We start from the raw sequence: 22,128 nt of genomic DNA, 5'->3' as shown, positions 1-22,128 counted from the left end.
ACCACCCTTCGGAGACCGGTGTTCTAGAAATGGTAATGCCGGTCACAGAGTCCGCCCGTCCCATCGGGCCGACCTCATGTCCGCCCGGAGGCCCCGCATGGGGGTGCCCTCCTCCCGCCACCTGGCGAAACATTCCTCTTCGAGACCCGGCGCGGGAGTTCCATCAGTTCTGATCACCCGCCACCACGGCACGGCCCCGCCCCACAGGGCCATGACCCGGCCGACCTGGCGGGGGCCGCCCTCGCCCAGGTACTCGGCCACGTCGCCGTAGGACATGACCTTCCCCGGCGGGATGCGCTCCACGACGTCCAGGACCCGTTCCGCGTACGGCGGGGGCTCGCCGCGACCGTCTCTCAGGCGCTCCACTCGGTGGGCCCGGCCTCGATGATCTCTTCGAGCTTGCCGAACTCGTAGCTGGACGAGCCGTTGATCTGCTCCACGACGCCGTTGCGGATGCCGTAGCTCTCGCCGTCCTCGCCGATCAGGCGGGCGCCGATGACGTCGGTCAGGCGGGCGAGCTGCGCCACCTGCCAGTCCGACCCCGGCGTGCCGACCAGCCGTCCCGACCAGGTCGCGACGTGGTGCACGGAGTCGCCGTGCCGCGCGACAACCTCGCCGGCCTCGTGCGACCCGCGCAACTCCAATCCGGCCTGCGCCGAAACCACGCTCGCGAGTTCGGCGTAGGCGAGCGGTGCATCACGCTCTACGCGCAGCTCGTACCCCATGAGGCGGGACCATAGCGAAACTTGACCCGGCTCTGTCACCGAAAAGGCCAACATCCCGAAGACCGCATCCGAAACGCGGCCAAACGGCGGCCAACATGTGATCACCGGCGGCTGAGCGCGACAGCGGCGGCGGCGAACCCGCCGAGGCCGAGGGCGACGGCGATGCCGTAGATCCAGAGCCTAACCGGATCCGGGCCCGGGCGCGCGGGTGCTCCGGATACCTTGCCCTTTCCGAAATGCAAGCCGTCCTCGACGGGGACCGCGCGGCCGTATCCGGCCAGCTCTCCGGCCTTTCCCAGGGCGGCCGCCGCGTCCACGACGCCGAAGCCGACTTTGTCGTCGTAACCGGCGGGAGGGTGCGGCCGGGACGTCGAGGAGAGCGCCCTCGCCACCAATTCCGGCGCCAAATCCGGATATTTCGCTTTTATTAGTGCGGCGGCGCCGGCGACGAGCGCGGTCGCCACCGGGGTTCCCGACATCGTGCCGTGCTTCCCCCCGGCCAGCGTCACCGGGACCTCGTACCCCGGCGCGGACACGAGCACGGACATGTTGTCGCTGCTGGTCGACGCCTTCTTCCCCTGTCGGTCGACGGCGGCGACGCCCACCACCCCGGGGTAGCCCGCGGGGAACTTCCAGTAGGAGGTGCCGGTCTGCCTTGTGTAGCCCGACTGCCCGTCGTCCCCGACGGCCGCGACCAGCACGACCCCCCGCGACAGCGCGTACGCCACGGCGTCGCGGTCCACCCGCTGGACGCCGTAGCTGGACAGGGGGACGCAGATGACCGAGGCGCCGTGGTTGGCGGCGTAGCGGATGCCGCGGGCGACCGGGCTGTCCTCCGGCGCCCCGGTCTCGGACTCGGGGTCGAGGTAGCCGCCCTCCATGGCGGGCGCGACCACCGGCACCGACAGCAGGCGGGCGTCCGGCGCGACGCCGGAGGCGCCGCCGTCACGTCCGCTTCCGGCGATCAGCGCGGCCAGCCCGGTGCCCCCGCCGTCGGAGCGCACCTCGTCGCCGAACATCGCGCCCGTCATGTCGGGCGCCTTCTCGACCTTCCCCCTCAGCTCGGGCACGCCGTCGTCGGGGTGGGCCGACCCGAGGATCGCCACCGTCACGTTCGCGCCCCTGCTGACCTTCCACGCCTTGGCCGCGTTGACCGCGTCGAGCGCCCAGTGGTCGTTCGCCGGGTCCGCGTACGCCGGCGCGGCCGCCACGAACGCGCTGGTGAGGGCCGCGCACAGGGCGACCGGCCTCAGCACACGTTCCCCTGGGTGCACCGCGGGACGTCGGGGGGCTCGCCGAGGGCGCGGGCGATGCGGCCGGCGATCGACTCGGCCACGGGCCACATCTCGTTGTTCACCTGCTCCTCCAGGGGGATGGAGTCACGGCTCCTGCCGTCGGTGTACCCCGCTGTGGAGAAGACGATGTACGGCCCGGCGCCGACCCAGCCGGTCCGCTGGCGCTGGGCCGCGCCGAACGTGTCGGTGACGGTGCCGGGGAAGGCCACGGGCCGCACGCCCACCCGGTCGTCGACGGGGAGCTCGGCCGCCGCGTCGGCGCGGGCTTGCTCGTCCTGGAGCACGGCCACGCCCACGGTGACGGCGAACGTGGAGGTCTGGTCGACGTAGGTGGCGCGCAGCATGGTCAGGCACCCGTGCCGCCGCAGCACCGAGGCCACCGGGGCGTCCACGACGGCCGCGCAGGCCGCCTCGGGGGCCACGCCGACCCTCCTGGCGTACTGCTGGGCCCGGTCGAAGCCCACATACTGAAGCTCCTCGGGGAAGACCATCCCGACGGGCCAGGCGTGCCAGCGACGGGCCACGTCCTGCGCGACGTACGCCGCGCGCTCGGAGTCGGTGAGCGGCCGCGAGCGGGTCTCCTGGACCAGCCCGACGGACCCGAGCAGGACGTTCACGGCGGCGACCGCGAGGACCACGCCCATGATCGTCAGGTAGATCGAGCGGAACCGGATGCCCCGCTCCAGCTCGGCCCGCTCCTTGGCCGCTTTGGCGGCGGCCGCGCGCCCGCGCGAGGCGGGCCAGGGGCGCGCGCGTGCGCGGCCGGCGGACGCGCCGAGAGGCAGTCCCCGCCGGCCACCAGGCGGAGTCCTGGACTGCTCGGGCGGCATACTCCGATGCTACGTCGGCAAGCCCGTCGGCCGGGGAGCCGGAGGCATCAGCGTGCCGTCCGTTTCCCTCCGGGTCCTCCGGATGAGGAGGATCAGCACGGCCAGCCCGGCCGCCGCCCCGGCGAGGGCGGCCAGCGCGACCCCGCCGTACAGCGTCATGGCCCCCTGGTCGCGCCGCACCAGGACGATGGGCTCCTGCCGTCCCGCCTCCGAGCGGAGCGGCCGGGACGGGTCCTGCACGCCCCGCCCCGAAGGGGCGCTGGTCCGGTGGCCGGCGAGGGCGCTCGCGACGGTGAGGGCCCGGTACGCGTTGACCACCCCGAACCCCGTCCCGGTGTTGTACGCGTCCCTGCGGGCGGGCGACTTCGTGAGGGCCTGGGCGATCAGCGCCGGGGACATGCGCGGGTGCAGCGACTTGATCAGGGCGGCCACGCCGGAGACGAGGGCGGTGGCCTGGGAGGTGCCGCGCCCGACCCAGTACTCGTCGTGCGGCCCGGCCCCGAGCACGTCGACGCCGGGGGCGGCCACCAGGACCGAGGAGTTCCGGTTGGAGAACGAGGCCCGCCGGAGCGTGGGGGTGACCGCGGCCACCGAGATCACGCCGGGGATCGAGGCGGGGTACGAGTAGGGGGCGGTGCGCTTGCCCGCGCCGTCGTTGCCCGCGGCCGCCACCAGGACCACGCCCTTGGAGATGGCGTAGCGGATGGCCTCCCGCTCGGCCTCGGTCGGCAGGTCCTTCGAGATCGACAGGTTGATGACCTCGGCGCCGTGGTCCACGGCGTACCGGATGCCCTTGGCGACGACGCCCTCGAAGCGGGAGTCGGAGTTGAACGTGCGGAAGCCCGGCTCCTCGTCCTCCAGGATCACCCGCACCGACAGCACCCGGGCCTGCGGGGCGACGCCGATGATCCCGTCGCCGCGGCCCGCGCCGTGCCCGTGCCCGGCGATGAGCGAGGCCATGTACGTCCCGTGCAGGCGGACCGGCTCGACCCCGCCGGGGTTGGCGCCGGCCGTGAAGTCCTTGCCGGTGACGACCGAGCCCGCCAGGTCGCGGTGGTCGGGGTCCACGCCGGAGTCCAGGACCGCCACGGTCACGCCTCTGCCCTGGGTGAGTTTCCACGCGTCGTCGACGTCCAGGGTGCGCAGCACGTCGCGCTGGCTCAGGCGGACGTCGTCGGCGCGGCTGGTCCCGGGCGCGAGGAGCGTTCCCGCGGCCAGCAGCGCGGCGAGCGCCGCGGCGGCCCTCCGCCCCGCCCCCGCGCCGGGCCGGCGGCGGGTCAGCACCGCCACTCCCTGCCCGCGCAGTCCGGCCGGGCGGGTGCCGTGAGCGCGGCGGCGACCCCCTCGGCCAGGTCGGCCGTGAACGAGAACATCGTGGGCCGCTGCGCGCCGATCGCCCGCGCCGGCCGCCCGTCCACCTGCCCCGCCGTCGTGACGACGAGGTACGGCCCCGCCTGGCGCAGGCTGGACGACTGGCGTCCGGCCTGCGAGAAGCGGTCGGTGACGGTGCCGGGAAAGGCGAGCGCGCGCAGCCCCGGCGCCGGCCTGCCGTTCTCGGGGAAGGAGGCCTTGGCGGCCGCGGCCTGGGACTCGTCGGGGAACGCGGCCACCCCTACGGTGATCTCGATGCCCTGCAGCGCGTCGAGGTAGGTCGCCCGGAGCACGGCCCGGCACCTGGCGGCCGCCAGGGGCTTGCGGAGCGCGGTGTCCACCGCGCCCCGGCAGTCGTAGTGGGAGGAGATCCCGACCCGGCGCGCCTGCTCCCGCCCGCCCTGCTCGCTCGTGTACGGCAGCGTGGCGGGGAAGACGCGGCCGGCGGGCCAGCGCTCCCATCGCCCGGCGATCTCCTCCACCGCCGCCCGGCGGAGCTCGGCGGCGCTCGGCCCACGGGTGAGCTCGGCGACGGCGGCGCTCGCGGCGACCCCCGCGACGACCGCGAAGACCAGGGTCAGCGCGGCGGCCACGGCCACGACGGGCCAGGTCCGCGTCTCACCCACCGGCGCCTCCGCTCATTTCGTGTCGCGGCTCCCTCAGCGACCTTAACGCCCTCTAGTGGCTGCCATCCTCCCAAATCACCCCGGAAAGTACTTGACGCTACGGAAAGCGGAAAGTACTTTCCACAGTGGAAACTGAAGAGACGGGAGCCCCCCATGAACCCCGATGAAGCGGCCAGGAGCCTGGCGACGATACGGGCGACGCAGGCGAAGGCGGTCGGATCCCAGCCCTGGTTCCCGACCTGGTACGCGGCCGGCGTCGGACTGCTCGTGACCGGCGTCCAGTTCGTCACCGAGCCGGGTACGCCGGTCCCCGTGACCGTGGCGGGCGGCGTGGCGCTCACGGCCGCCCTGGGGGCGCTCGTCGCCCTGCTGGTCAAGGCGCGGCGGATGACGGCCCACCGGAGCGCCGTCTCGCCCGCGGGGATCGCCGCGTTCCTCGTGTGGCTGCTCGCGGGCGTCGGCATCTGCCTGGCGATCGCGCTGCGCCTCGACGCCGCCGAGGTGGCCTACGCCCGCACGTACGCCGGGCTGGCCATGACGGGCTGGATGGCCGCCACCGGGCCGTTCGTCGCCCGATGGATCTCCGGGCAGATGGCCAGGAAGATCGAGAAGAGCGTCTGATGGACCTCGATCCACTGATCCACGCGCCCACCCGGCTGCAGATCGTCTCGCTGCTGGCGGCCGCGGAGGAGGCCGAGTTCGGCTTCGTGCGCGACACCCTCGGCATCAGCGACTCGGTCCTGTCGAAGCACGGCAGCGCGCTGGAGAGCGCCGGCTACGTGCGCATCCGCAAGGGGCACGTGGGCAAGCGCCCGAAGACCTGGTTCCGGCTGACGGAGGTGGGCCGGGCCGCGTTCACCCTGTACGTGCGCGACCTGCAGAAGATCGTGTCCGCCAGCGGGCTCAGCCTCGTGCCCGAGGAGTCGTGAGGGCCCGGAGACGGCGAACGGCCGCCACCCCGTGGAGGGCGGCGGCCGTGCGCGTGGCGCGTCAGTAGGTGGGCAGGCTGGGGTCGATCGTCTTGATCCAGCTCAGCACGCCGCCGCCGACGTGGACGGCGTCGGAGAAGCCGGCGTTCTTGAGCACGGCCAGGACCTCCGCCGAGCGGGCGCCCGACTTGCAGTGCAGGACGATCTTCTTGTCCTGCGGCAGCCCCTCGAGCGCGGAGCCGTTCAGGAACTCGCCCTTGGGGATGAGCACGGCGCCGGGGATGTTGACGATCTCGTACTCGTTCGGCTCGCGGACGTCGATCACGTAGATGTTGTCGCCGCGGTCCTGCATGGCCTTGAGCTCGCCCGCGGTGATCGTGCTGCCCGCGGCCGCCTGCTGCGCCTCGTCCGAGATGGTGCCGCAGAACGCCTCGTAGTCGATCAGCTCGGTGATCGTCGGGTTCTTGCCGCACAGCGGGCACTCGGGGTCCTTGCGGACCCTGACATCCCGGTACTTCATCTCGAGGGCGTCGTAGATCATGAGCCGGCCGACGAGCGGCTCGCCGATGCCGGTGAGGACCTTGATGGCCTCGGTGACCTGGATGGAGCCGATCGACGCGCACAGCACGCCGAGGACGCCGCCCTCGGCGCAGCTCGGGACCATGCCGGGCGGCGGGGGCTCGGGGTAGAGGCAGCGGTAGCAGGGGCCGTGCTCGGCCCAGAACACGCTGGCCTGCCCGTCGAACCGGTAGATCGACCCCCAGACGTACGGCTTGCCGAGCAGCACCGCCGCGTCGTTGACCATGTATCGGGTCGCGAAGTTGTCGGTGCCGTCCACGATCAGGTCGTAGCCGGAGAAGATGTCCATCACGTTGTCGGTCGTGAGGGCCACGTTGTGGATGACGACGTCGACCAGCGGGTTGATCTCCCGCACGGTGGCCGCCGCCGACTCCGCCTTGAGGCGCCCGACGTCCGACTGGCCGTGGATGACCTGGCGCTGCAGGTTGGACTCGTCGACGACGTCGAAGTCCACGATGCCCAGCGTCCCGACGCCGGCGGCGGCGAGGTACATCAGCGCGGGGGAGCCCAGGCCGCCCGCGCCCACACACAGGACCTTGGCGTTCTTCAGGCGCTTCTGGCCCGCCATTCCCACATCGGGGATGATCAGGTGACGCGAGTAGCGGCGCACCTCGTCGACGGTCAGCTCAGCTGCCGGCTCTACCAGCGGTGGCAACGACACAGTCCCACTCCCGTTTTCGTGCCAATGGTCGCGCTCGGCTCCATGGGCCCATCACAGCTCTTCTCACAACTTAACCGGGGTGGCCCCGCATTCCCCAATCACGCAGATCGGCGCAGCGGAATCCGTGTCTGGTCCAGAAGGCGCCGGACTTCGGCGGCGACGATCTCCGGATACTCCATCTGGGCCACGTGCCCGGCGTCGGGAAGCGTGACGAGGCGCACGTCCGGGAAGACCCGGCCGGCGCGGTGCGCCATCCGGGCGTGCACGAGCCGGTCCCGCCGCCCATATATCACCAGGGTGGGGGCCGTCACCCGGGCCGCCTGACGCCAGAGGTTCTCCGGCCCCAGGCGGAAGTACTCCCGCACGATCGCCCGCGCGCACTCGATCATGGCGGTCCCCGAGTAGGCCAGGCCGTCCCGCCGCCGCAGTTCCTCCACGGCCTCGCGGAGCCGCTCGGGGTGGACGCGGCCGACATCGGCGTAGCACATGCTCAGCGTCGCCCTCATACGCCGCTCGGGCGGGAGCGCGCTGAGCCACCGGAGGGCCAGCTCTCCCAGTCGCGGCGCGGCGGACATGGCGACCCGGGCCGGGCCGTACCGCGGCATGAGGTCGGGCAGGGCGGGCGAGACCAGGGTCAGCGTCTTGACGAGGTCGGGCCGGGTGGCCGCGACCCGGACGGAGACGGCGCCGCCCATCGAGTTGCCGAGCAGGTGGACGGGGCCGCCGATGTGCTCGACGAGCCGCGCCACCGCGTTCGCGTGCCCGGCGACCGAGTAGTCGCCGTCCTCCGGCTCCGGGGAGTAGCCCGCTCCCGGCAGGTCGACCGCGACGCCCCGGACGTCGCCGGCCAGCTCGCCCATGAGATCGGTCCAGTTCGTGGCGGACCCGGCCAGGCCGTGGACGTACACCGCCGTCTCGCCGGGCCCCTCAGGCGTCGTCCGCACATGGAGCGACGCGTCTCCCACATCCACGAGCCTGCCGGGCCACTGCGGAATCGGCTCGACATCCACGCGTCCTCCCCTGTTCGACTTCTGTTCCGACGATAACCCCCCGCCGTACGCCTTCCCATGGGGACGGCGGCCGGACGCACCCGCTACCCGGGATGGGCCGGGCCGATGCCGTACGGCCCATTGATGCGTATGGCGAGGGCCGCGAACCCGGCATTCAACGGTTCCGACGGAACGGCCAAATCACCCATACTCGGACATTTCAAATGCGACAAGAATGACATTTCCGAGCAAAGTGAGCAGTAGCCGTCCAACCTCGTCAATAAAGCGATAAGCGGATGGCAAAAGCCGCCGATCGCCGTTTGTCCCTTGGGCGGCGAGGAAATCAAGACAATGCAGGGATGATCCGTAAGGGTCGTCAGAAAGGGCATTTTCCTGGTTGTTTGGAAAGTGCCGGAGTGTCGGGGCAGAAATCCTTAGGGGGAAATGAAATGCCCAAGTTGAACAACCTCGTCGGGGTCCTGGCGATCAGCGCCGCGATGACCGGTGGCGCCGTCGCCCTCGGCAACGTGGTGACCGCGACCTCCGCGAACGCCGCCACCGTCATGGGTGGCTACGTCGGCGGCCCCTCCTACGTGAGCCGTGCCTACCCGCGCCTGAGCAACCGGCAGGGCCAGGGCACGAAGAACAAGAACAAGAACAAGCAGTGGCAGCACGAGCGCCAGCACCAGAACCAGCACCAGTTCCTGCTGCGTGACTTCACCCTGGTCCTGACGCCGTTCCAGAAGACGGAGACCGACTCGCGGGCCCTGCCGTACAACTGGCAGGCCTCCGACACCCGGGCGCAGCCGTGGAACCGCCAGGACTCGCAGACGGACACCCGCTCGAACCCGAAGCAGAAGCAGGACGCCGAGGCGGAGAACGAGAACGACCCGTCGAAGAAGGTCGAGCCGACTCCGACCGTGACCGTGACGGTGACCGCGAAGCCCATGGTCCCCTGATCCGGGGAGACCGGGCCGAGCAGCCGCCTGAACGGCCGTAACGGCCCCGACGCCGTGGAGTGACGCGATGAGAAGGGAGTCAGCGCCCGCCCGTGACCCTGGTCCTTCCGGGTGACGGTGAACCTCGGGCGGGCGCGGACGCCCGTGCGCGGAGGCCCTGCTGAGGGGGGCCGCTCGTCCCGCGCACGACATCGCGGCGACTGGTGTCCACGGCGGGCCGGCGCGGCACCCGCGGCGCTCACTCGTCTGATCCGAGCCGTGGCCCGCCTCCGGGTCGTCCGGTGGCGGGCCCTCGGCATCACGCCATGTGTTCGCGCCGCGTCGCACGCGGCGGCAGTACACGCCCTCACGCTCACGCGCGGTCCGCCGTGCGTCCTTCTCCTCACGGACTGTGCTCCGGAGGGGGCCCGCATCCGCCGTCCGGCGTCCCGGGACAACCGGCACGACGGCGGACCCGCCGGGCGGGGGCGAGCATTTTCAAGGAGAGAAGCATCATGTCCACGATGAAGAACCTGGTCGGCCTCCTCGCTGTGAGCGCCGCCATGACCGGCGGTGCCGTCGCTCTCGGCACGGCCGTCACCAGTACCTCCGCGAGCGCCGCCACGGTGATGGGCGGCAACGTCGGGGGCGGCCGCCCGGTCGCGCGCCACTACATCCGCAGCTACTACCCTGTGGCGTCCAACCGGCAGGGCCAGGGCTCCAAGGCCAAGAACAAGAACAAGCAGCACCAGCACGGACGGCAGTACCAGAACCAGCGTCAGTTCCTCATGCGGGACTTCACGCTGGTGCTCACGCCGTTCCAGAAGGCCGAGAACTCCGCGGCCGCGATTCCGTGGAACCACCAGCAGACGGACGCCAGCGTGCACCCGCGGAACAACCAGCAGGAGTGGACGAACACGGCGTCCGAACCGCGTCAGGACCAGCAGACGGAGCCCGAGAACAACAACGACCCGTCGACCGTCGTGACTCCGAGGCCGACCGTGACCGTGACCGTGACCGTCAAGCCTGGCGCCGGGGTCCAGTGACCGCCGTGCCGTAGTCCGTCACGCGGTTCCGTCGCCTCCGGCGACACGTTTCGCCAGCCGTCCGCCGGCTGTCCCAAGGGCCTCACCGGCCCTGATGTGAGTGAGTACGCATGACGGGTGACCGTCTCCGGTCCTGTGGACCGGAACGGCGTCCGTGAGAGCCGTCACGGCCGAGACCGGCCGGGACCTGATCGAGCACCACCCATAAGCGCCCCCGCGGTACGGCTCCTCACCGAACCGGGAGCCCGTGTCGGGACGCTGCACATATATAGAGGCCAGGACTCCGGCGGGCGACGCCCCCGGAGTCCTGGCCCATTGCCTTTCCGCCTTCTACCGTGCTCCCCGGCGTCGCGGACGCCGGGCCCCGATCCCGGCAGGTCCCGCGGCGGTCCTCGGGCGTACCTCGGCCTCGCCGGCTTTCCACGAGTCCGGCGGCGCCTTCCCGACGGCCCTCATGAGCTTTCTCACCGGCTCGGCCGGCACCGCGCGGCGGCGGGCAGGGTGTCCGCCGGTGTGTGGCTTTCCAGGGGCTCGCGGCGGCCTCTCGGGCGTTCACCGACTCCCGGTGGGGGTCATTCGCCTTTCGCGGCTCCGGGGATGTCACGGGCTTTCCACCGGCTCCGGGTGGCGCAACGGCCGCTGGGCCACGCCGTCCAGCGGCGTGCGGCCGCGCCGGAGACGTCCTCGAGCCTCTTCAACGGCTTCGGTGGTGGCGCGCGTGGCCGGCCGCGCGTGGCCGGCGTGCGAGCACTTCACGGCGGCCGCCCTGCAACGGCTGCCCGCGCCTGCTCGACGTGAGCGGCCCCCCACTGAGGTGCCGTCGTGGGAGCTGGCTTCACGCCGTCCCGCGGGGTCTTCACACCGTTTTCGCGGTGCCGTCCGCGCTTTTTGCGCCGTCGCGCCGTCCCACTGTGCCGTCGCGCCGTCCCACTGTGCCTTCACGCTGTCGCCCTTTGCGCCGTCGCGCCTTCCGGTGTGGACTTCGCGCCGGCGCGCTCACGCCTTCTGGCGTGGCCTTCACGCCGTCTCGCGCGGCTTTGCGTGGCCGTCTGGGGACGGGGGACGTCCGGCATGACTGCCGGAGACCTCCAGGGCTTCCTCGTGCCCTGTACGGCCTTTCAGCGCCCTCGAGCGCCTTTCGGCGTCGGCGTCCTTTCGACGACTGCCGGCGCGCCGTTTCCCGCCGTCTCGGCTGGATGCCCGGGGCCGCATTCCCGCCGGGTTTCAGGCAGAGTCGCGCGATCCCGTCGCGACTTCCGCCTCCGGCCGAAGTCCTGTTCCGGCGCCCGGCGCTTCACGCGAGCGGCTTTTCACATCCCGCACGCGCGTTTCGCCACCGTTTCGCGGCCGAGTTGTCCGCCGGGCCGTTCTCGGCCCTGTACTGGCGGCAGCACGCCGACAGGGCCGTCTTTGTGACCGCCCTACGAGGCCGGAGGCCGGCGGACGGAGACCCAGATACACCCGCCGCATACGGCATGCGAGCTTCGTCCCGACTCGAGAAAACGGACATACCGCTACAAAGCCGTCATTAACTGTCTAAGGCTTCCCATAAAGCGATAATAAGCGATCAAAAGCCTGTGATCCTCGTTTGTAGCCAGACGGCCCCGGAAATCAAGACAGCGCAGGAACATGGTCCATTAGAGGGCCATGACTACATTTCTCAGCAGTTCGGAGAAATGTTAGGGAATTCGGGGCAGAAACTTGGGGGGAAACTCAATGCCCATGTTCACGAAGGTCCTCGCCAGCGTCGCACTCGGCACCGTGCTTGCGGGCGGCGCTCTCGCCGTCGGTGCCACCGCGGCCAGCGCAGGCACCAAGGACGACAAGAACACCGAGCGGGACGTCCACGCCGACAACCAGTCCGACCGCGACAAGAACGACTGGTGGAACAACAACCGCAACTGGCTGCGCGACAACAACAACTGGTGGGGCCAGAACAACTGGAAGTTCGACAAGACCGACCACTCGGCCTTCGGCATCGCCGCCAAGGACGTGGCCGTCGGCTTCCAGGACAAGACCGACAAGGACGACTTCTGGAACAACCAGAACTGGTGGGACCGCAACGACCACCAGAACAACAACGATGACCGCTGGTGGAACCGGGACGACCGGGACAACGACCGCCAGTTCGACAAGGAGAAGGACGTCGAGCACAAGTAAGTAGCAGCTCGGCAAAAGCAGTCCAGGAAAGCGGTTCAGCATAGCAGTTAAGCAAAGCAGTTAAGCAAAGCAGTCAACTGGCCTGACGGCCCGTCGTAGTACCTCTCTCTCGACATTCTTCTGGAATGTCAAGAATTCAGTGGCAGTACCACCTTTCACAGAAAGGCAGTACCCATGTTCAAGAAGGTCTTCGCCGGTATCGCCCTCAGCACCGCCATCGTTGGTGGCGCCATGACTCTCGGCGCCTCCGCGGCCAGTGCCAGCACCATCCCCACCAGCAACTGCGGCAGCCCATGTTGGAACAACAACAACAACAACTGCTGGAACAACAACAACTGCAACTGGAACAACAACAACTGCTGGTGGAACAACAACTGCTGGAACAGCTGCCGTGACGACAACTCGTCCTTCGCCATCGCGACCAAGGATGTCTGCATCGGCTTCCAGGACAAGACCAGTCGGAACGACTGCTGGAACAACAACTGCTGGTTCAACAACAACGACTGCTTCAACAACAACGACTGCAACTGGTTCAACAACAACAACAACGACTGCAACGGTTGCAACTGAACCAGTAGACCTTGACGGCCTTCGTGAATGAGCCGTAGCCATGCGCAGACCGGCTGGGAGGCGAGAGGGACCGCGCTTCGCGAGGACCCGGCGCCGTTGACGAGGCGGTGACGGGGAACCGGGAGCACCGGCCCCTCCACACCCCCTCCCAGTCGGGACGGACATTCAGTACAGGGCATAGAGGCAGGGGCCCCGGTGGAAGCTCTTCCACCGGGGCCCTGGCCTGTCCACCCCCGCAGCGACCCACGACCCGCACAGCCCGCCACCCGCCGGCGCCCCCGACAGCCCGCGCCGCAGCCCGCCGTTCACCTCCCCCCGGCGCAGCCCGTCGCTCCGTCGCCTGCAATTCCCGCCGCCTTGACGGGCCCCGATGCGCGCCGCCCTGATCACCACCCGCCCAGGCGCGCCCTCCGAACGTCTCCCCACCACCCGCCCTCCAGTGAGGTCGCTCCGATCCGACCGCCCACGCCGCGTCCCGGCCTCGACGACACCGAGCAGGCCGGCGACGGGTGCGGGTGAAGATCACGACCTGGGCGCATGAGAGCCGACGTGAGCACACTCCGGCACTGACCTCTCCGGGCCGTTTCAAGGCGTCGGACGGGCTGATGCCGGTAGGTTGGGCCTTCGGCCGCCAGGCCTCAGGGGCTCGCACCGTGACACCAAACCGGACATAACGGTACAAACGTCGCATTTCTCCTCTCGGATCCCACCACAAACGGACAACAACCCCTAAAGGGGTGATTCGTCCCGTTTGTCGCCCAGCGAATCCGGCAATCAAGACATCGCGGGAGAGATAGCTCATTAAGGGCTATCAGTGACATTTCTGCTCAATTGGGAAATGTCATGTCGGGCAATCGATCCTTTCAAGGAGGACACGCAATGCCCACTTTCCGGAACGTCATCGCGGGCCTGGCCATCAGCACGGCCCTGACCGGCGGGGCTGTCGCCCTGAGCGCCGCCACCGGTGCGAGCGCCGCGAGCGCCACCACTGCCACGGTCGCCTCGTGCTGGGGCAACGGTCACGGCGGCGCCTGGCGTCGCTGCCACCGGTTCGACCACTTCCGCAGTGAGCGGCGGTTCCGCAAGACCGTGCAGACCGCCCTTGTCGGCGTCCGCAGCGGCAACCGCTCGACGGGCGACACGATCGTCGACATCGACAACGACGCCGACTGACGGAGCAGACCGCGATGACCTCCGCGCCACCGGCCGTGGAGCGTGGAGACCGTGGGGCCCGGTGCGCCTCGACCGCTGTCGGTAACGGCGGCCGGGGGTAGGGGACATCGGGACGCCCGGCCTCGTGACGCTCTCCGGAACAGGAACCGCACTCGGGGGCGCGGAGACCACGGAGGAGAACGGAGCTCCGGCGGACACCGTCCGCCGGAGCTTCTCGACACACGGGAGATCCGCGAGGGCACACGCCCACAACCCCCGCGGCAGCAGCGGCAGACCCCCGGACCGTCAGGCGGAGCGGCGGGTCTTGCGCTTGCGGGCGGGCGCCTTCTCGTCCTCGTCCGCGCCGTTCGCGGCCGCCTTCCTGGCCGCCGGCTTCTCCTCCGACGCCTCGGCCGCGCGCTTGGCCGGGGCCTTCTTCTTCGCGCCGGCCGCGCCGGCCGCGCGGCCCGCGCCCGCTCCCTCGCGCTCCCGCTTGGCGGCCTCGACGCTCGCGCGCAGCGCCGCCATGAGGTCCACCGCGGGTCCCTGCTCGGCCGGGGCCTCGGCGGCGACGACCTCCCGGCCGGCCACCTTGGCCTCGATGACCTCCTGCAGCGCCTCGCGGTAGGCGTCCTTGTACTCGGCGGGGTCGAAGTCGGCGACCATTGTGTCGATCAGCGACTCGGCCATCTTCAGCTCCTGGGGCCGGACGTCGACGTCCTCCTCCAGGAACGGGAACTCCGCCTCGCGCACCTCATCCGGCCAGAGCATCGTCTCCAGCACGAACACGCCGTCGCGCACGCGCAGCGTCGCCAGCGACTCGCGCTGCCGCAGCGCCACCTTCACGATCGCGACCTGGCCCGAGCGCTCCAGGGCGTCCCGCAGCAGCACGTACGGCTTGGCCCCCTGGCCGTCGGGCTCCAGATAGTACGACTTCGCGAAGTAGATGGGGTCGATCTGCTCCACGGGGGTGAACTGCAGCACGTCGATCCGCCGGGACGTGCTGAGAGGCAGGTCGGCGAAGTCCTCGTCGGTCAGCACCACGATCTCGCCGGTCGCCAGCTCGTACCCCTTCGCGATGTCGGAGTACGGCACCTCTTCGCCGTCGACCGTGCAGACCCTCTTGTACTTGATCCGGCCGCCGTCCTCCCGGTGCACCTGGTGGAACGAGACGTCCTTCTGCTCGGTCGCCGAGTAGAGCTTCACCGGGATCGTGACCAGACCGAACGAGATCGCGCCTTTCCAGATGCTGCGCATAACTACATTCTCGTCTCTTTGTTCGAATGCGGCTATAGTGGGATTCAAGGGACTTACCTCATGGGCAGGTACCCACTATGGCGGTGCCGTACCCGGTTGAACCCATGCTGGCGATCCCCGGCGAGCTCCCCCAGGCGCGCGACGCGTACGCCCTGGAGGTGAAATGGGACGGCATCCGGGCGATCGCGTACGTCGACCGGGGTGTCCGGGTCACCGGACGGCACGGCGCGGACTTCACCGCGCGCTACCCGGAGATCGGCGCCCTCGCGGGCCCGCTGGCCGGCCGCAGGGCGGTCATCGACGGCGAGGTGGTGGCCTTCGATCTCCAGGGGCGGCCCAGCTTCGCCCGCCTGCAGCGCCGCATGCACAACACCGACCCGGCGGGCTCGCGGCTGCTCGACCACTTCCCGGTCACGTACATGCCGTTCGACCTGCTCCACCTCGACGGGCGGACGCTGTTCGACGTGCCGTACGGCGAGCGGAGGGCGCTGCTCGACTCGCTCGGGCTCGCGGTGCCGCCGAACTTCCCGTGTGAGCCCGAGGTGCTGGAGGCGACCCGGATGCAGGGGTTGGAGGGGGTGGTGGCCAAGCGCCTCGACTCGCCGTACCGGCCGGGACGGCGCTCGGAGTGGTGGGTCAAGGTCAAGAACCTGCGGACGGCCGAGGTGGTGGTCGGCGGCTGGAAGCCCGGGAAGGGACGCCGGGCGGGCGGCGTCGGCTCACTCCTGGTCGGCGTGTACACCGGGCCGCCCCTTGCCGGGCGGCCGTCCCCCGGCGGGTTCCTCTTTGTGGGGCACGTGGGCACCGGGTTCACCGACGCGATGCTGGACGACACCCGCCGCCTGCTTGAACCGCTCGAGATCGGGCAGAGCGCCTTCTCTGACGAGCTTCCGCGGGCAGTCGGCAAGGACGCCCGGTGGGTGCGTCCGGAGATCGTGGGAGAGGTCGCCTTCACGATGTGGACCCGAGACGGGCGGCTGCGCAACCCTGTGTGGCGGGGCGTGCGGGCGGACAAGATCCCTGCGGAGGTACGGCGAGAGGAGGGGCGATGACGAGCAAGGTGCGGGTGAAGGTCGGCAGCCGGCAACTGGCGTTGACCAACCTCGACAAGGTGCTCTACCCCGACGCCGCCTACACGAAGGCCGAGGTCATCGACTACTACACGCGGATCTCGCCGGTCCTGCTCCCCCACCTCCGAGGGCGGCCGCTCACGGTGAAGCGCTACCCGGACGGCGTGGACGGGCAGTTCTTCTTCGAGAAGAACATCCCGGCCCACACGCCCGAGTGGGTCCGCGCGGTCCGGCTCCCCGCGCCGGGCAGCACCAAGAACCGCGAGGAGATCGACTTCGCCGTGGTCGACGACCTGCCGACGCTGGTCTACTACGCCAACCTGGCCGCGCTGGAGATCCACGTGCCCATGTGGCGGGTCGGCGAGGACGGGAAGCCGGTCCCGCCCGACACCCTGGTCTTCGACCTCGATCCCGGCGCGCCGGCCACGATCGTCGAGTGCTGCCGCGTCGCCCTCCTGCTGCGCGAGGCGCTCAAGGACGACGGGCTGGAGAGCTTCCCCAAGACCAGCGGCAACAAGGGCATGCAGCTGTACGTGCCGTGGGACCGCGACGCCGGCACCGCCGAATACGCCAAGGCCCTGGCCCGGCGGATGGAGTCGGAGCACTCGTTCGTGACGAGCGTGATGGCGAAGAAGGCCAGGCCCGGCAAGGTCTTCATCGACTGGAGCCAGAACAACCCGGCCAAGACCACGGTCGCGCCGTACTCGCTGCGCGCCAACCGCGTGCCGACCGTCTCCACGCCGCTGCTGTGGGAGGAGGTGGAGGACTGCGACAGCCCCGACAGGCTCGTGTTCACCGCCGACGACGTGCTGGAGCGCGTCGCGGAACACGGCGACCTGTTCTCGCCGGTCGGCGCGTAGGTCCCGCGCCGACCGGGCCGTAGGGTGGACCTGTCGCAGCAGACCTTCGAACGGGAGGATGGCCAGATGTCCGAGATGGACCCCCTCGACGACGTCGTCGAGGAGATCTCGATCGAGGCTCCCGAGGCCGACGCGGTCGAGCAGCGCCAGCTGGTGAGGATCGCGGAGGACGCCCGCTGGCCGGAACGGATCCCGTTCGAGGCCGACCCGGCCGACGTCGCGGAACAGGAGCGCACGGTTGACCTCGGCGAAGACGAGGACTATCGCTGACCTGCTTTACCGACACGTAGGATGAGGCCCCGGGGCGGGAGCCCCCGACGCGCATCCTTGCAAGGAGACTGCCGTGACCGCTACCCCGGACGCCAAACCCCGGGGCACCCGGCTACCCCGGATGGCCCGCCGCCGCCAGCTGCTGAGCGCGGCGCAAGAAGTCTTCGTGGAGAACGGCTACCACGCGGCCGCGATGGACGAGATCGCCGAGCGGGCCGGTGTGAGCAAGCCCGTGCTCTACCAGCACTTTCCGGGCAAGCTGGAGCTCTACCTCGCGCTGCTCGACCTGCACGTCGACGACATGGTGAGCCGCTGCCGGCAGGCCCTCGCCTCCACCACCGACAACAAGCAGCGGGTGCAGGCGGCCATCGGCGCGTTCTTCGACTTCGTCTCCAGCCAGGGTGAGGCGTTCCGGCTGGTCTTCGAGTCCGACCTGCGCAACGTCGCCCCCGTGCGGCAGCGGATGGAGCGGTCGCTCCGCGAGAGCGCCGAGGCGATCAGCCAGGTGATCCAGGAGGACACCGGCTGCTCCAGCGACGAGGCCCACCTGCTGGGCGTGGGGCTGGTCGGCATGGCCGAGGTGAGCGCCCGCTACTGGCTTACCAGCCACGGCTCCATCCCCAAGGAGGCGGCGACCCAGCTCATGGCCCGTCTCGCCTGGCGCGGCATCAGCGGCTTCCCTCGTACGGGCTGACGAGGATTTCTGTTCGCTTGACGCGATCACGTGGCGCTCCCCGCCCGCCGGGCGGCGACGATGGGTAGGGACCAGCCCTCCTGAAAGGGGAGCCCGATGGAAATCAAGATCGGTGTGCAGTCCGTGCACCGTGAGCTCGTCGTGGACACCGACCTGTCGGCCGAGGAGATCGAGGAGGAGCTCCGCAAGGCGCTCGCGTCCGAGAAGGGCGTCTTCTCGCTCACCGACACCAGCGGCCGCCGCGTCGTCGTCCCCGTCGCCTCGCTCGGATTCGTGGAGATCGGCGAGGACGAGACCCGTCCCGTCGGTTTCGGCGGCACCCTCTGATCGCGGGAGGGACACCCGCATCCTGTTGATCCCGGGCGGGGACACCCGCTCCCGGGATGAACACCCGCGGGACCCCTCCCGGCTGAGCACGCGCGTGACCGCCCTCCCCACCGGACACGGCGGAAGCGCGTGCGTCAGCCGGCCACACGCGTGACCGTCCTCCCCACCGAACACGACGGGCCGGGCGGCCGGCAGCCCTCTGCCGGCCGCACCACCGGAGAGATCTAAGGGTCAGACCGAGAGCGGTTCAGATGTCGCGGCAGCCGTACCCGCATCCGCGGGGGCGCCGCGCCCGGCTGACCCGGTGGGGCTCATCCCGCCTTCTGCTTGTGGTCGGGCAGTCCGCGCTCCCCCTTCGCAGCACTGCGCGCGAAGTCCAGCGATTCGGCCCACATCTCGTCAAGGAACTGCCGTAGCGGCGCGAGGCCCTCATATCTCGCACGGTACAACCGTTTGGCACCCTCACGCCGCTCGATCAGCAGACCGGCTTGCCCGCGGCGACCGGCGCGGGCTCCCGGCGGCGCGCCGGCTCAGGGGCCGGGGGTGAGGCCGAGGGCCGCCATCCGCTTGCCGTGCTCCTCGGTGAGCTTGGCGAACAGCCGCCCGATCTCGGCGAGGTCCTCGCCCTCCTCCCCGACGAGCAGCCCGGCGAGCTCGGGACGGGCCGCGGCCAGCCGCTGCCCCTGGCTCAGCGCCTCCCCGACCATGCGGCGGGCCCACAGCGCCAGCCGCCCGCACAGCCGGGGGTCGGCGTCGAGCGCCGTCCGCACCCGCTCGACGGCGAACTCCGACCGGCTCTCGTCGGCCAGCACCTCGTCCACCAGGCCGCGGATCGACGGATCGGTGTGCCGGGCCGCCTCCCGGTAGAAGTCCCCGGCGATGCCCGTCCCGACGTACGCCTTGACCAGCGCCTCGTGCCAGTCGCGCGGCTTGGTCTGCGCGTGCCAGGCGTCGATCGCGTCCACGAACGGCGCCATGGCCTCCTCCGGGTCCACGCCCATCGACGAGAGCCGGTCCCTGAGCACGCGGAAGTGGCCGTACTCGGTGGCGGCGACGTCCCCCAGCGCCGCCCTGTCGTTCAGGGTCGGGGCCAGCAGAGCGGCGTCCTCCGCCAGCCGGAGGAACGCGGTGAGCTCGGCGTAGGCCAGCACGCCGAGCAGGTCCACAATCCCTGGAGGTGAATCAGTCATGGGTGCAGCGTACGTGTCCGCGCCCCGGGCGTCCGGGCGGCTCCTCACGGCCTCGCGGACGGACGGTGGAGAGGCGACACGGCACGGACTTTTAGCGGTAAGTCGCAGAAATCGGTTCTCGGTTGTGGTATCGAGTAGACTGCTTCGTGGAAGTGCGACCGCACGACGATGATCCGGGGCCCGTCGGCCTCGGGCCCCCAGTGAAGCTGGATGCCGCGGTCGCTGATCACGACGAAGGCGCGACTGTCCGCGAGGACCCGGACCGGGAAAGATCTGCCGGACGGATGTCCCGGAAGGCCCGTCTTCGCGTACTGATTGAGGCAGGCCACGCTGACAACGACGTTCCGAGACCTGGGTGTGATCCCGGAGATCGCCGACGCCCTCGAGACCGAGGGCATCACTTCACCATTCCCTATTCAGGAGATGGCGCTCCCGCTGGCGCTGTCCGGCCAGGACGTCATCGGCCAGGCGCGCACGGGCACGGGCAAGACGTACGCCTTCGGCGTCGCCATGCTGCAGCTCGTCGGCAAGCCGAGGAAGAACCGCAAGAAGCCGCGCGGGCTCGTCCTCGTCCCCACCCGTGAGCTCGCCATCCAGGTGACCGAGGACCTGGTCCTCGCCGGAGGGAAGCTCGGCTCCCGCATTCTGACCGTCTACGGCGGCCGGGCGTACGAGCCCCAGATCGAGGCCCTCAAGAACGGCGTCGACGTGATCGTCGGCACGCCGGGACGACTGCTCGACCTCGTCAAGCAGAAGCACCTCGATCTCAGCCAGGTGAGCATGCTCGTCCTCGACGAGGCCGACCGCATGCTCGACCTCGGGTTCCTTCCCGACATCGAGCGGATCATCAAGCTCGTCCCCGCCGAGCGGCAGACGATGCTGTTCTCCGCCACCATGCCCGGCGAGATCGTCGCCCTCTCGCGCCGCTACCTCACCCGGCCCATCCATGTGCGGGCCGAGCACGGCGACGCCGAGGCCGAGACGACGACGCTGACGACGCAGCACGTCTACCGCACCCACCGCATGGACAAGATCGAGATCCTGGCCCGGCTGCTTCAGAGCAGCGGCAGCGGGCTCTCGATGGTGTTCTGCGAGACCAAGCGGGCCTGCGACATGGTCGCCGAGCAGCTGCGCGACCGCGGCTTCGCGGTGGCCGCCGTCCACGGCGACCTCGGCCAGGGCCAGCGGGAGCAGGCGCTGCGCGCCTTCCGCAACGGCAAGATCAACGTGCTGGTGGCAACCGACGTGGCCGCGCGCGGCATCGACGTCGACGACGTCACCCACGTGGTCAACTACGACTGCCCGCAGGACGAGAAGGCCTACGTGCACCGCATCGGCCGCACCGGCCGGGCCGGGCGCACCGGTGTCGCCGTGACCTTCGTCGAGTGGACCGAGCTGACCCGCTGGAAGGTCATCAACAACGCCCTCGGCCTGGACTTCCCCGACCCGGCGGAGACCTACTCGAGCTCGCCCCACCTCTACTCGGACCTGGGCATCCCCGAGGGCACCAAGGGCGTGCTGCCGCGCGCCCAGCGCTCCCGGGCCGGCCTGGACGCCGAGGCGCTGGAGGACCTGGGCGAGACCGGGCGGATCCGTTCCCGCGGCCGGTCCGGACGCGGCGACCGCGAGGAGCGCCGCGACCGGGAGGAGCGCCGCGAGCGCCCGGCCCGCACCCGCGAGCGCAGGCGCACCCGCGGCGGCCGCTCCGCGGAGACGGCCGATACGACCGGCGCGGAGACGCCGATCGACGAGGCCGTGCCGGCCGAGTCGCCGGTCGAGCCGCGGGTGGAGTCGCCGGTCGAGACCCCGACCGTCGAGGCGGCGTCGTCCCGCCGGGGCCGTCGGGGGGCCAACACGGCCGCCCTGAGCGGAGTGCTGGCCGAGACTCCCGCCTCCCGGCCCGACGCGGGTGTCGCCCCGGCCGAGCAGGAGCCCGAGAAGGCCGCGCCCACCCGCCGCCGCTCCCGGGCCGCCGACCAGGGCGACCTGCTCGCTCCCGAGACCGAGGCCGAGACCCCGGCCCGGCGCAGGCGCAGGGGCGCCGCCGCCGAGACCGAGGCCCCGGCCGAGATCGGCGACCTGCTCACCCCCGAGGCCGAGGCCCCGACCCGGCGCAGGACCCGGACCCTGACCGAGACAGGCACCGAGGACGTCACCACCCCGGCCGCGCCGGCGCGCCGCCGGACCCGGGCCACCGGCGACGACCTTCCGGAGGCGGAGACGCCCGTCCGCGGCAGGAGGCGGACCTCGGTCGCCGAGACCCCGGCGCCTCTCGCGGATCCGTTCGCCGAGGAGGCTCCTCCGCAGGCGGACGTGCCCGCGGCGCGGGCCTCCGGGGCCGAGCCTGAGCGGATCATCCCGGCCAGTCCGTTCAGCATCGTGTTCAAGTCGCCCGACCTGGCGACGGACGACGACGACATAGCGCCGTCCGCCGCCACCGAGCGCGCCCAGCAGCGGCGCCGCCCCGGGCGGCCGAGGCCTCGCAGGACGGGGTGAGGGCCGGAACGGGCACGGCTCGTCCATGGGTGTGATCAGGCAGACCGGAGAGCGCCGGGCCGTCAGGGCCGGCGCTCTCCGAGCGCTGCCGCC

Annotated in this window: 23 protein-coding genes; 13 read left to right on the top strand and 10 right to left on the bottom strand. The window is 70.8% G+C overall.

Annotated features, from left to right (window positions below; translation table 11 throughout):
- Positions 1 to 42: 42 nt before the first annotated feature.
- The 6 genes from Mco01_RS18030 to Mco01_RS18005 all read right to left on the bottom strand — a co-directional run bounded on the left by Mco01_RS18030 (position 43) and on the right by Mco01_RS18005 (position 4,847).
- Positions 43 to 357, bottom strand: a complete 315-nt coding sequence (locus tag Mco01_RS18030; RefSeq protein WP_204058085.1) for an MGMT family protein — start codon at positions 355 to 357, stop codon at positions 43 to 45.
- Entirely contained in the window at positions 354 to 725 is a 372-nt protein-coding gene (locus tag Mco01_RS18025) for a hypothetical protein (protein WP_204058023.1), read from the bottom strand. The genes Mco01_RS18030 and Mco01_RS18025 overlap by 4 nt, the downstream gene beginning before the upstream one ends.
- 101 nt (positions 726 to 826) lie before the next feature.
- Complete coding sequence (locus tag Mco01_RS18020; protein WP_204058022.1) at positions 827 to 1,981, bottom strand: S8 family serine peptidase; 1,155 nt, start codon at positions 1,979 to 1,981, stop codon at positions 827 to 829.
- Positions 1,975 to 2,850, bottom strand: a complete 876-nt coding sequence (locus tag Mco01_RS18015) for a hypothetical protein (protein WP_239103705.1) — start codon at positions 2,848 to 2,850, stop codon at positions 1,975 to 1,977. Before Mco01_RS18015 ends, Mco01_RS18020 begins: the two co-directional genes overlap by 7 nt.
- 9 nt (positions 2,851 to 2,859) lie before the next feature.
- Complete coding sequence (locus Mco01_RS18010; protein WP_239103704.1) at positions 2,860 to 4,134, bottom strand: S8 family peptidase; 1,275 nt, start codon at positions 4,132 to 4,134, stop codon at positions 2,860 to 2,862.
- Positions 4,128 to 4,847, bottom strand: a complete 720-nt coding sequence (locus tag Mco01_RS18005; protein WP_239103703.1) for a hypothetical protein — start codon at positions 4,845 to 4,847, stop codon at positions 4,128 to 4,130. Before Mco01_RS18005 ends, Mco01_RS18010 begins: the two co-directional genes overlap by 7 nt.
- A gap of 153 nt (positions 4,848 to 5,000) precedes the next feature.
- On the opposite strand from Mco01_RS18005, the gene Mco01_RS18000 reads away from it, so the two are divergent.
- Both Mco01_RS18000 and Mco01_RS17995 read left to right on the top strand, forming a co-directional pair.
- Positions 5,001 to 5,468 carry a hypothetical protein gene (locus Mco01_RS18000; RefSeq protein ID WP_204058021.1) on the top strand — a complete coding sequence of 156 codons (468 nt, stop codon included), beginning with the start codon at positions 5,001 to 5,003 and terminating at the stop codon, positions 5,466 to 5,468.
- A complete protein-coding gene (locus tag Mco01_RS17995; protein WP_204058020.1) occupies positions 5,468 to 5,776 on the top strand; it encodes a winged helix-turn-helix domain-containing protein in 309 nt (102 codons plus the stop codon). Before Mco01_RS18000 ends, Mco01_RS17995 begins: the two co-directional genes overlap by 1 nt.
- Before the next feature lie 61 nt (positions 5,777 to 5,837).
- Here the strand turns inward: Mco01_RS17995 and moeZ are convergent, their stop codons facing one another.
- Both moeZ and Mco01_RS17985 read right to left on the bottom strand, forming a co-directional pair.
- Positions 5,838 to 7,016: an adenylyltransferase/sulfurtransferase MoeZ gene (moeZ, locus tag Mco01_RS17990; protein WP_204058019.1), complete on the bottom strand. Its 1,179-nt coding sequence runs from the start codon at positions 7,014 to 7,016 to the stop codon at positions 5,838 to 5,840.
- A 98-nt stretch (positions 7,017 to 7,114) separates the two neighbouring features.
- A complete protein-coding gene (locus Mco01_RS17985) occupies positions 7,115 to 8,026 on the bottom strand; it encodes an alpha/beta fold hydrolase (RefSeq protein ID WP_204058018.1) in 912 nt (303 codons plus the stop codon).
- A 428-nt stretch (positions 8,027 to 8,454) separates the two neighbouring features.
- Between Mco01_RS17985 and Mco01_RS17980 the strand changes: the two genes are divergently transcribed.
- The 5 genes from Mco01_RS17980 to Mco01_RS17960 all read left to right on the top strand — a co-directional run bounded on the left by Mco01_RS17980 (position 8,455) and on the right by Mco01_RS17960 (position 13,892).
- Entirely contained in the window at positions 8,455 to 8,964 is a 510-nt protein-coding gene (locus Mco01_RS17980; RefSeq protein ID WP_204058017.1) for a hypothetical protein, read from the top strand.
- Positions 8,965 to 9,458: 494 nt separating this feature from the next.
- Positions 9,459 to 9,989: a hypothetical protein gene (locus Mco01_RS17975; protein ID WP_204058016.1), complete on the top strand. Its 531-nt coding sequence runs from the start codon at positions 9,459 to 9,461 to the stop codon at positions 9,987 to 9,989.
- A gap of 1,722 nt (positions 9,990 to 11,711) precedes the next feature.
- A complete protein-coding gene (locus Mco01_RS17970; protein ID WP_204058015.1) occupies positions 11,712 to 12,149 on the top strand; it encodes a hypothetical protein in 438 nt (145 codons plus the stop codon).
- Between the two features lie 231 nt (positions 12,150 to 12,380).
- On the top strand, positions 12,381 to 12,719 hold the full coding sequence (locus tag Mco01_RS17965; RefSeq protein ID WP_204058014.1) for a hypothetical protein: 339 nt from the start codon (positions 12,381 to 12,383) through the stop codon (positions 12,717 to 12,719).
- A gap of 879 nt (positions 12,720 to 13,598) precedes the next feature.
- Positions 13,599 to 13,892: a hypothetical protein gene (locus tag Mco01_RS17960; RefSeq protein WP_204058013.1), complete on the top strand. Its 294-nt coding sequence runs from the start codon at positions 13,599 to 13,601 to the stop codon at positions 13,890 to 13,892.
- Between the two features lie 285 nt (positions 13,893 to 14,177).
- On the opposite strand, the gene ku is transcribed toward Mco01_RS17960, so the two are convergent.
- The gene (gene ku / locus Mco01_RS17955; protein WP_204058012.1) at positions 14,178 to 15,128 is read right to left on the bottom strand and encodes a non-homologous end joining protein Ku; all 951 of its coding nucleotides are present in this window, start codon (positions 15,126 to 15,128) and stop codon (positions 14,178 to 14,180) included.
- 77 nt (positions 15,129 to 15,205) lie between these two features.
- On the opposite strand from ku, the gene ligD (Mco01_RS17950) reads away from it, so the two are divergent.
- The 5 genes from ligD (Mco01_RS17950) (at position 15,206) to Mco01_RS17930 (ending at position 18,349) form a co-directional block, all read left to right on the top strand.
- On the top strand, positions 15,206 to 16,180 hold the full coding sequence (ligD, locus tag Mco01_RS17950) for a non-homologous end-joining DNA ligase (protein ID WP_204058011.1): 975 nt from the start codon (positions 15,206 to 15,208) through the stop codon (positions 16,178 to 16,180).
- Positions 16,177 to 17,058, top strand: a complete 882-nt coding sequence (gene ligD, locus Mco01_RS17945) for a non-homologous end-joining DNA ligase (RefSeq protein WP_204058010.1) — start codon at positions 16,177 to 16,179, stop codon at positions 17,056 to 17,058. The genes ligD (Mco01_RS17950) and ligD (Mco01_RS17945) overlap by 4 nt, the downstream gene beginning before the upstream one ends.
- A 66-nt stretch (positions 17,059 to 17,124) precedes the next feature.
- Entirely contained in the window at positions 17,125 to 17,328 is a 204-nt protein-coding gene (locus Mco01_RS17940; protein ID WP_204058009.1) for an Rv3202a family protein, read from the top strand.
- A 73-nt stretch (positions 17,329 to 17,401) separates the two neighbouring features.
- Complete coding sequence (locus tag Mco01_RS17935) at positions 17,402 to 18,022, top strand: TetR/AcrR family transcriptional regulator (RefSeq protein WP_036332241.1); 621 nt, start codon at positions 17,402 to 17,404, stop codon at positions 18,020 to 18,022.
- A 96-nt stretch (positions 18,023 to 18,118) separates the two neighbouring features.
- Entirely contained in the window at positions 18,119 to 18,349 is a 231-nt protein-coding gene (locus Mco01_RS17930; RefSeq protein ID WP_204058008.1) for a DUF3107 domain-containing protein, read from the top strand.
- 530 nt (positions 18,350 to 18,879) lie between these two features.
- Here the strand turns inward: Mco01_RS17930 and Mco01_RS17925 are convergent.
- On the bottom strand, positions 18,880 to 19,539 hold the full coding sequence (locus Mco01_RS17925; RefSeq protein WP_036332243.1) for a ferritin-like fold-containing protein: 660 nt from the start codon (positions 19,537 to 19,539) through the stop codon (positions 18,880 to 18,882).
- Between the two features lie 423 nt (positions 19,540 to 19,962).
- Here Mco01_RS17925 and Mco01_RS17920 point away from each other — a divergent pair, with 423 nt between their 5' ends.
- The gene (locus Mco01_RS17920) at positions 19,963 to 22,035 is read left to right on the top strand and encodes a DEAD/DEAH box helicase (protein ID WP_204058007.1); all 2,073 of its coding nucleotides are present in this window, start codon (positions 19,963 to 19,965) and stop codon (positions 22,033 to 22,035) included.
- Positions 22,036 to 22,128 lie beyond the last annotated feature (93 nt).

The organism is Microbispora corallina, assembly GCF_016863035.1.
In the GTDB taxonomy this organism is placed as follows: domain Bacteria; phylum Actinomycetota; class Actinomycetes; order Streptosporangiales; family Streptosporangiaceae; genus Microbispora; species Microbispora corallina.
The sequence above is the reverse complement of the archived record's forward strand: the minus strand, read 5'-3'. Positions and strand labels throughout refer to the sequence as shown.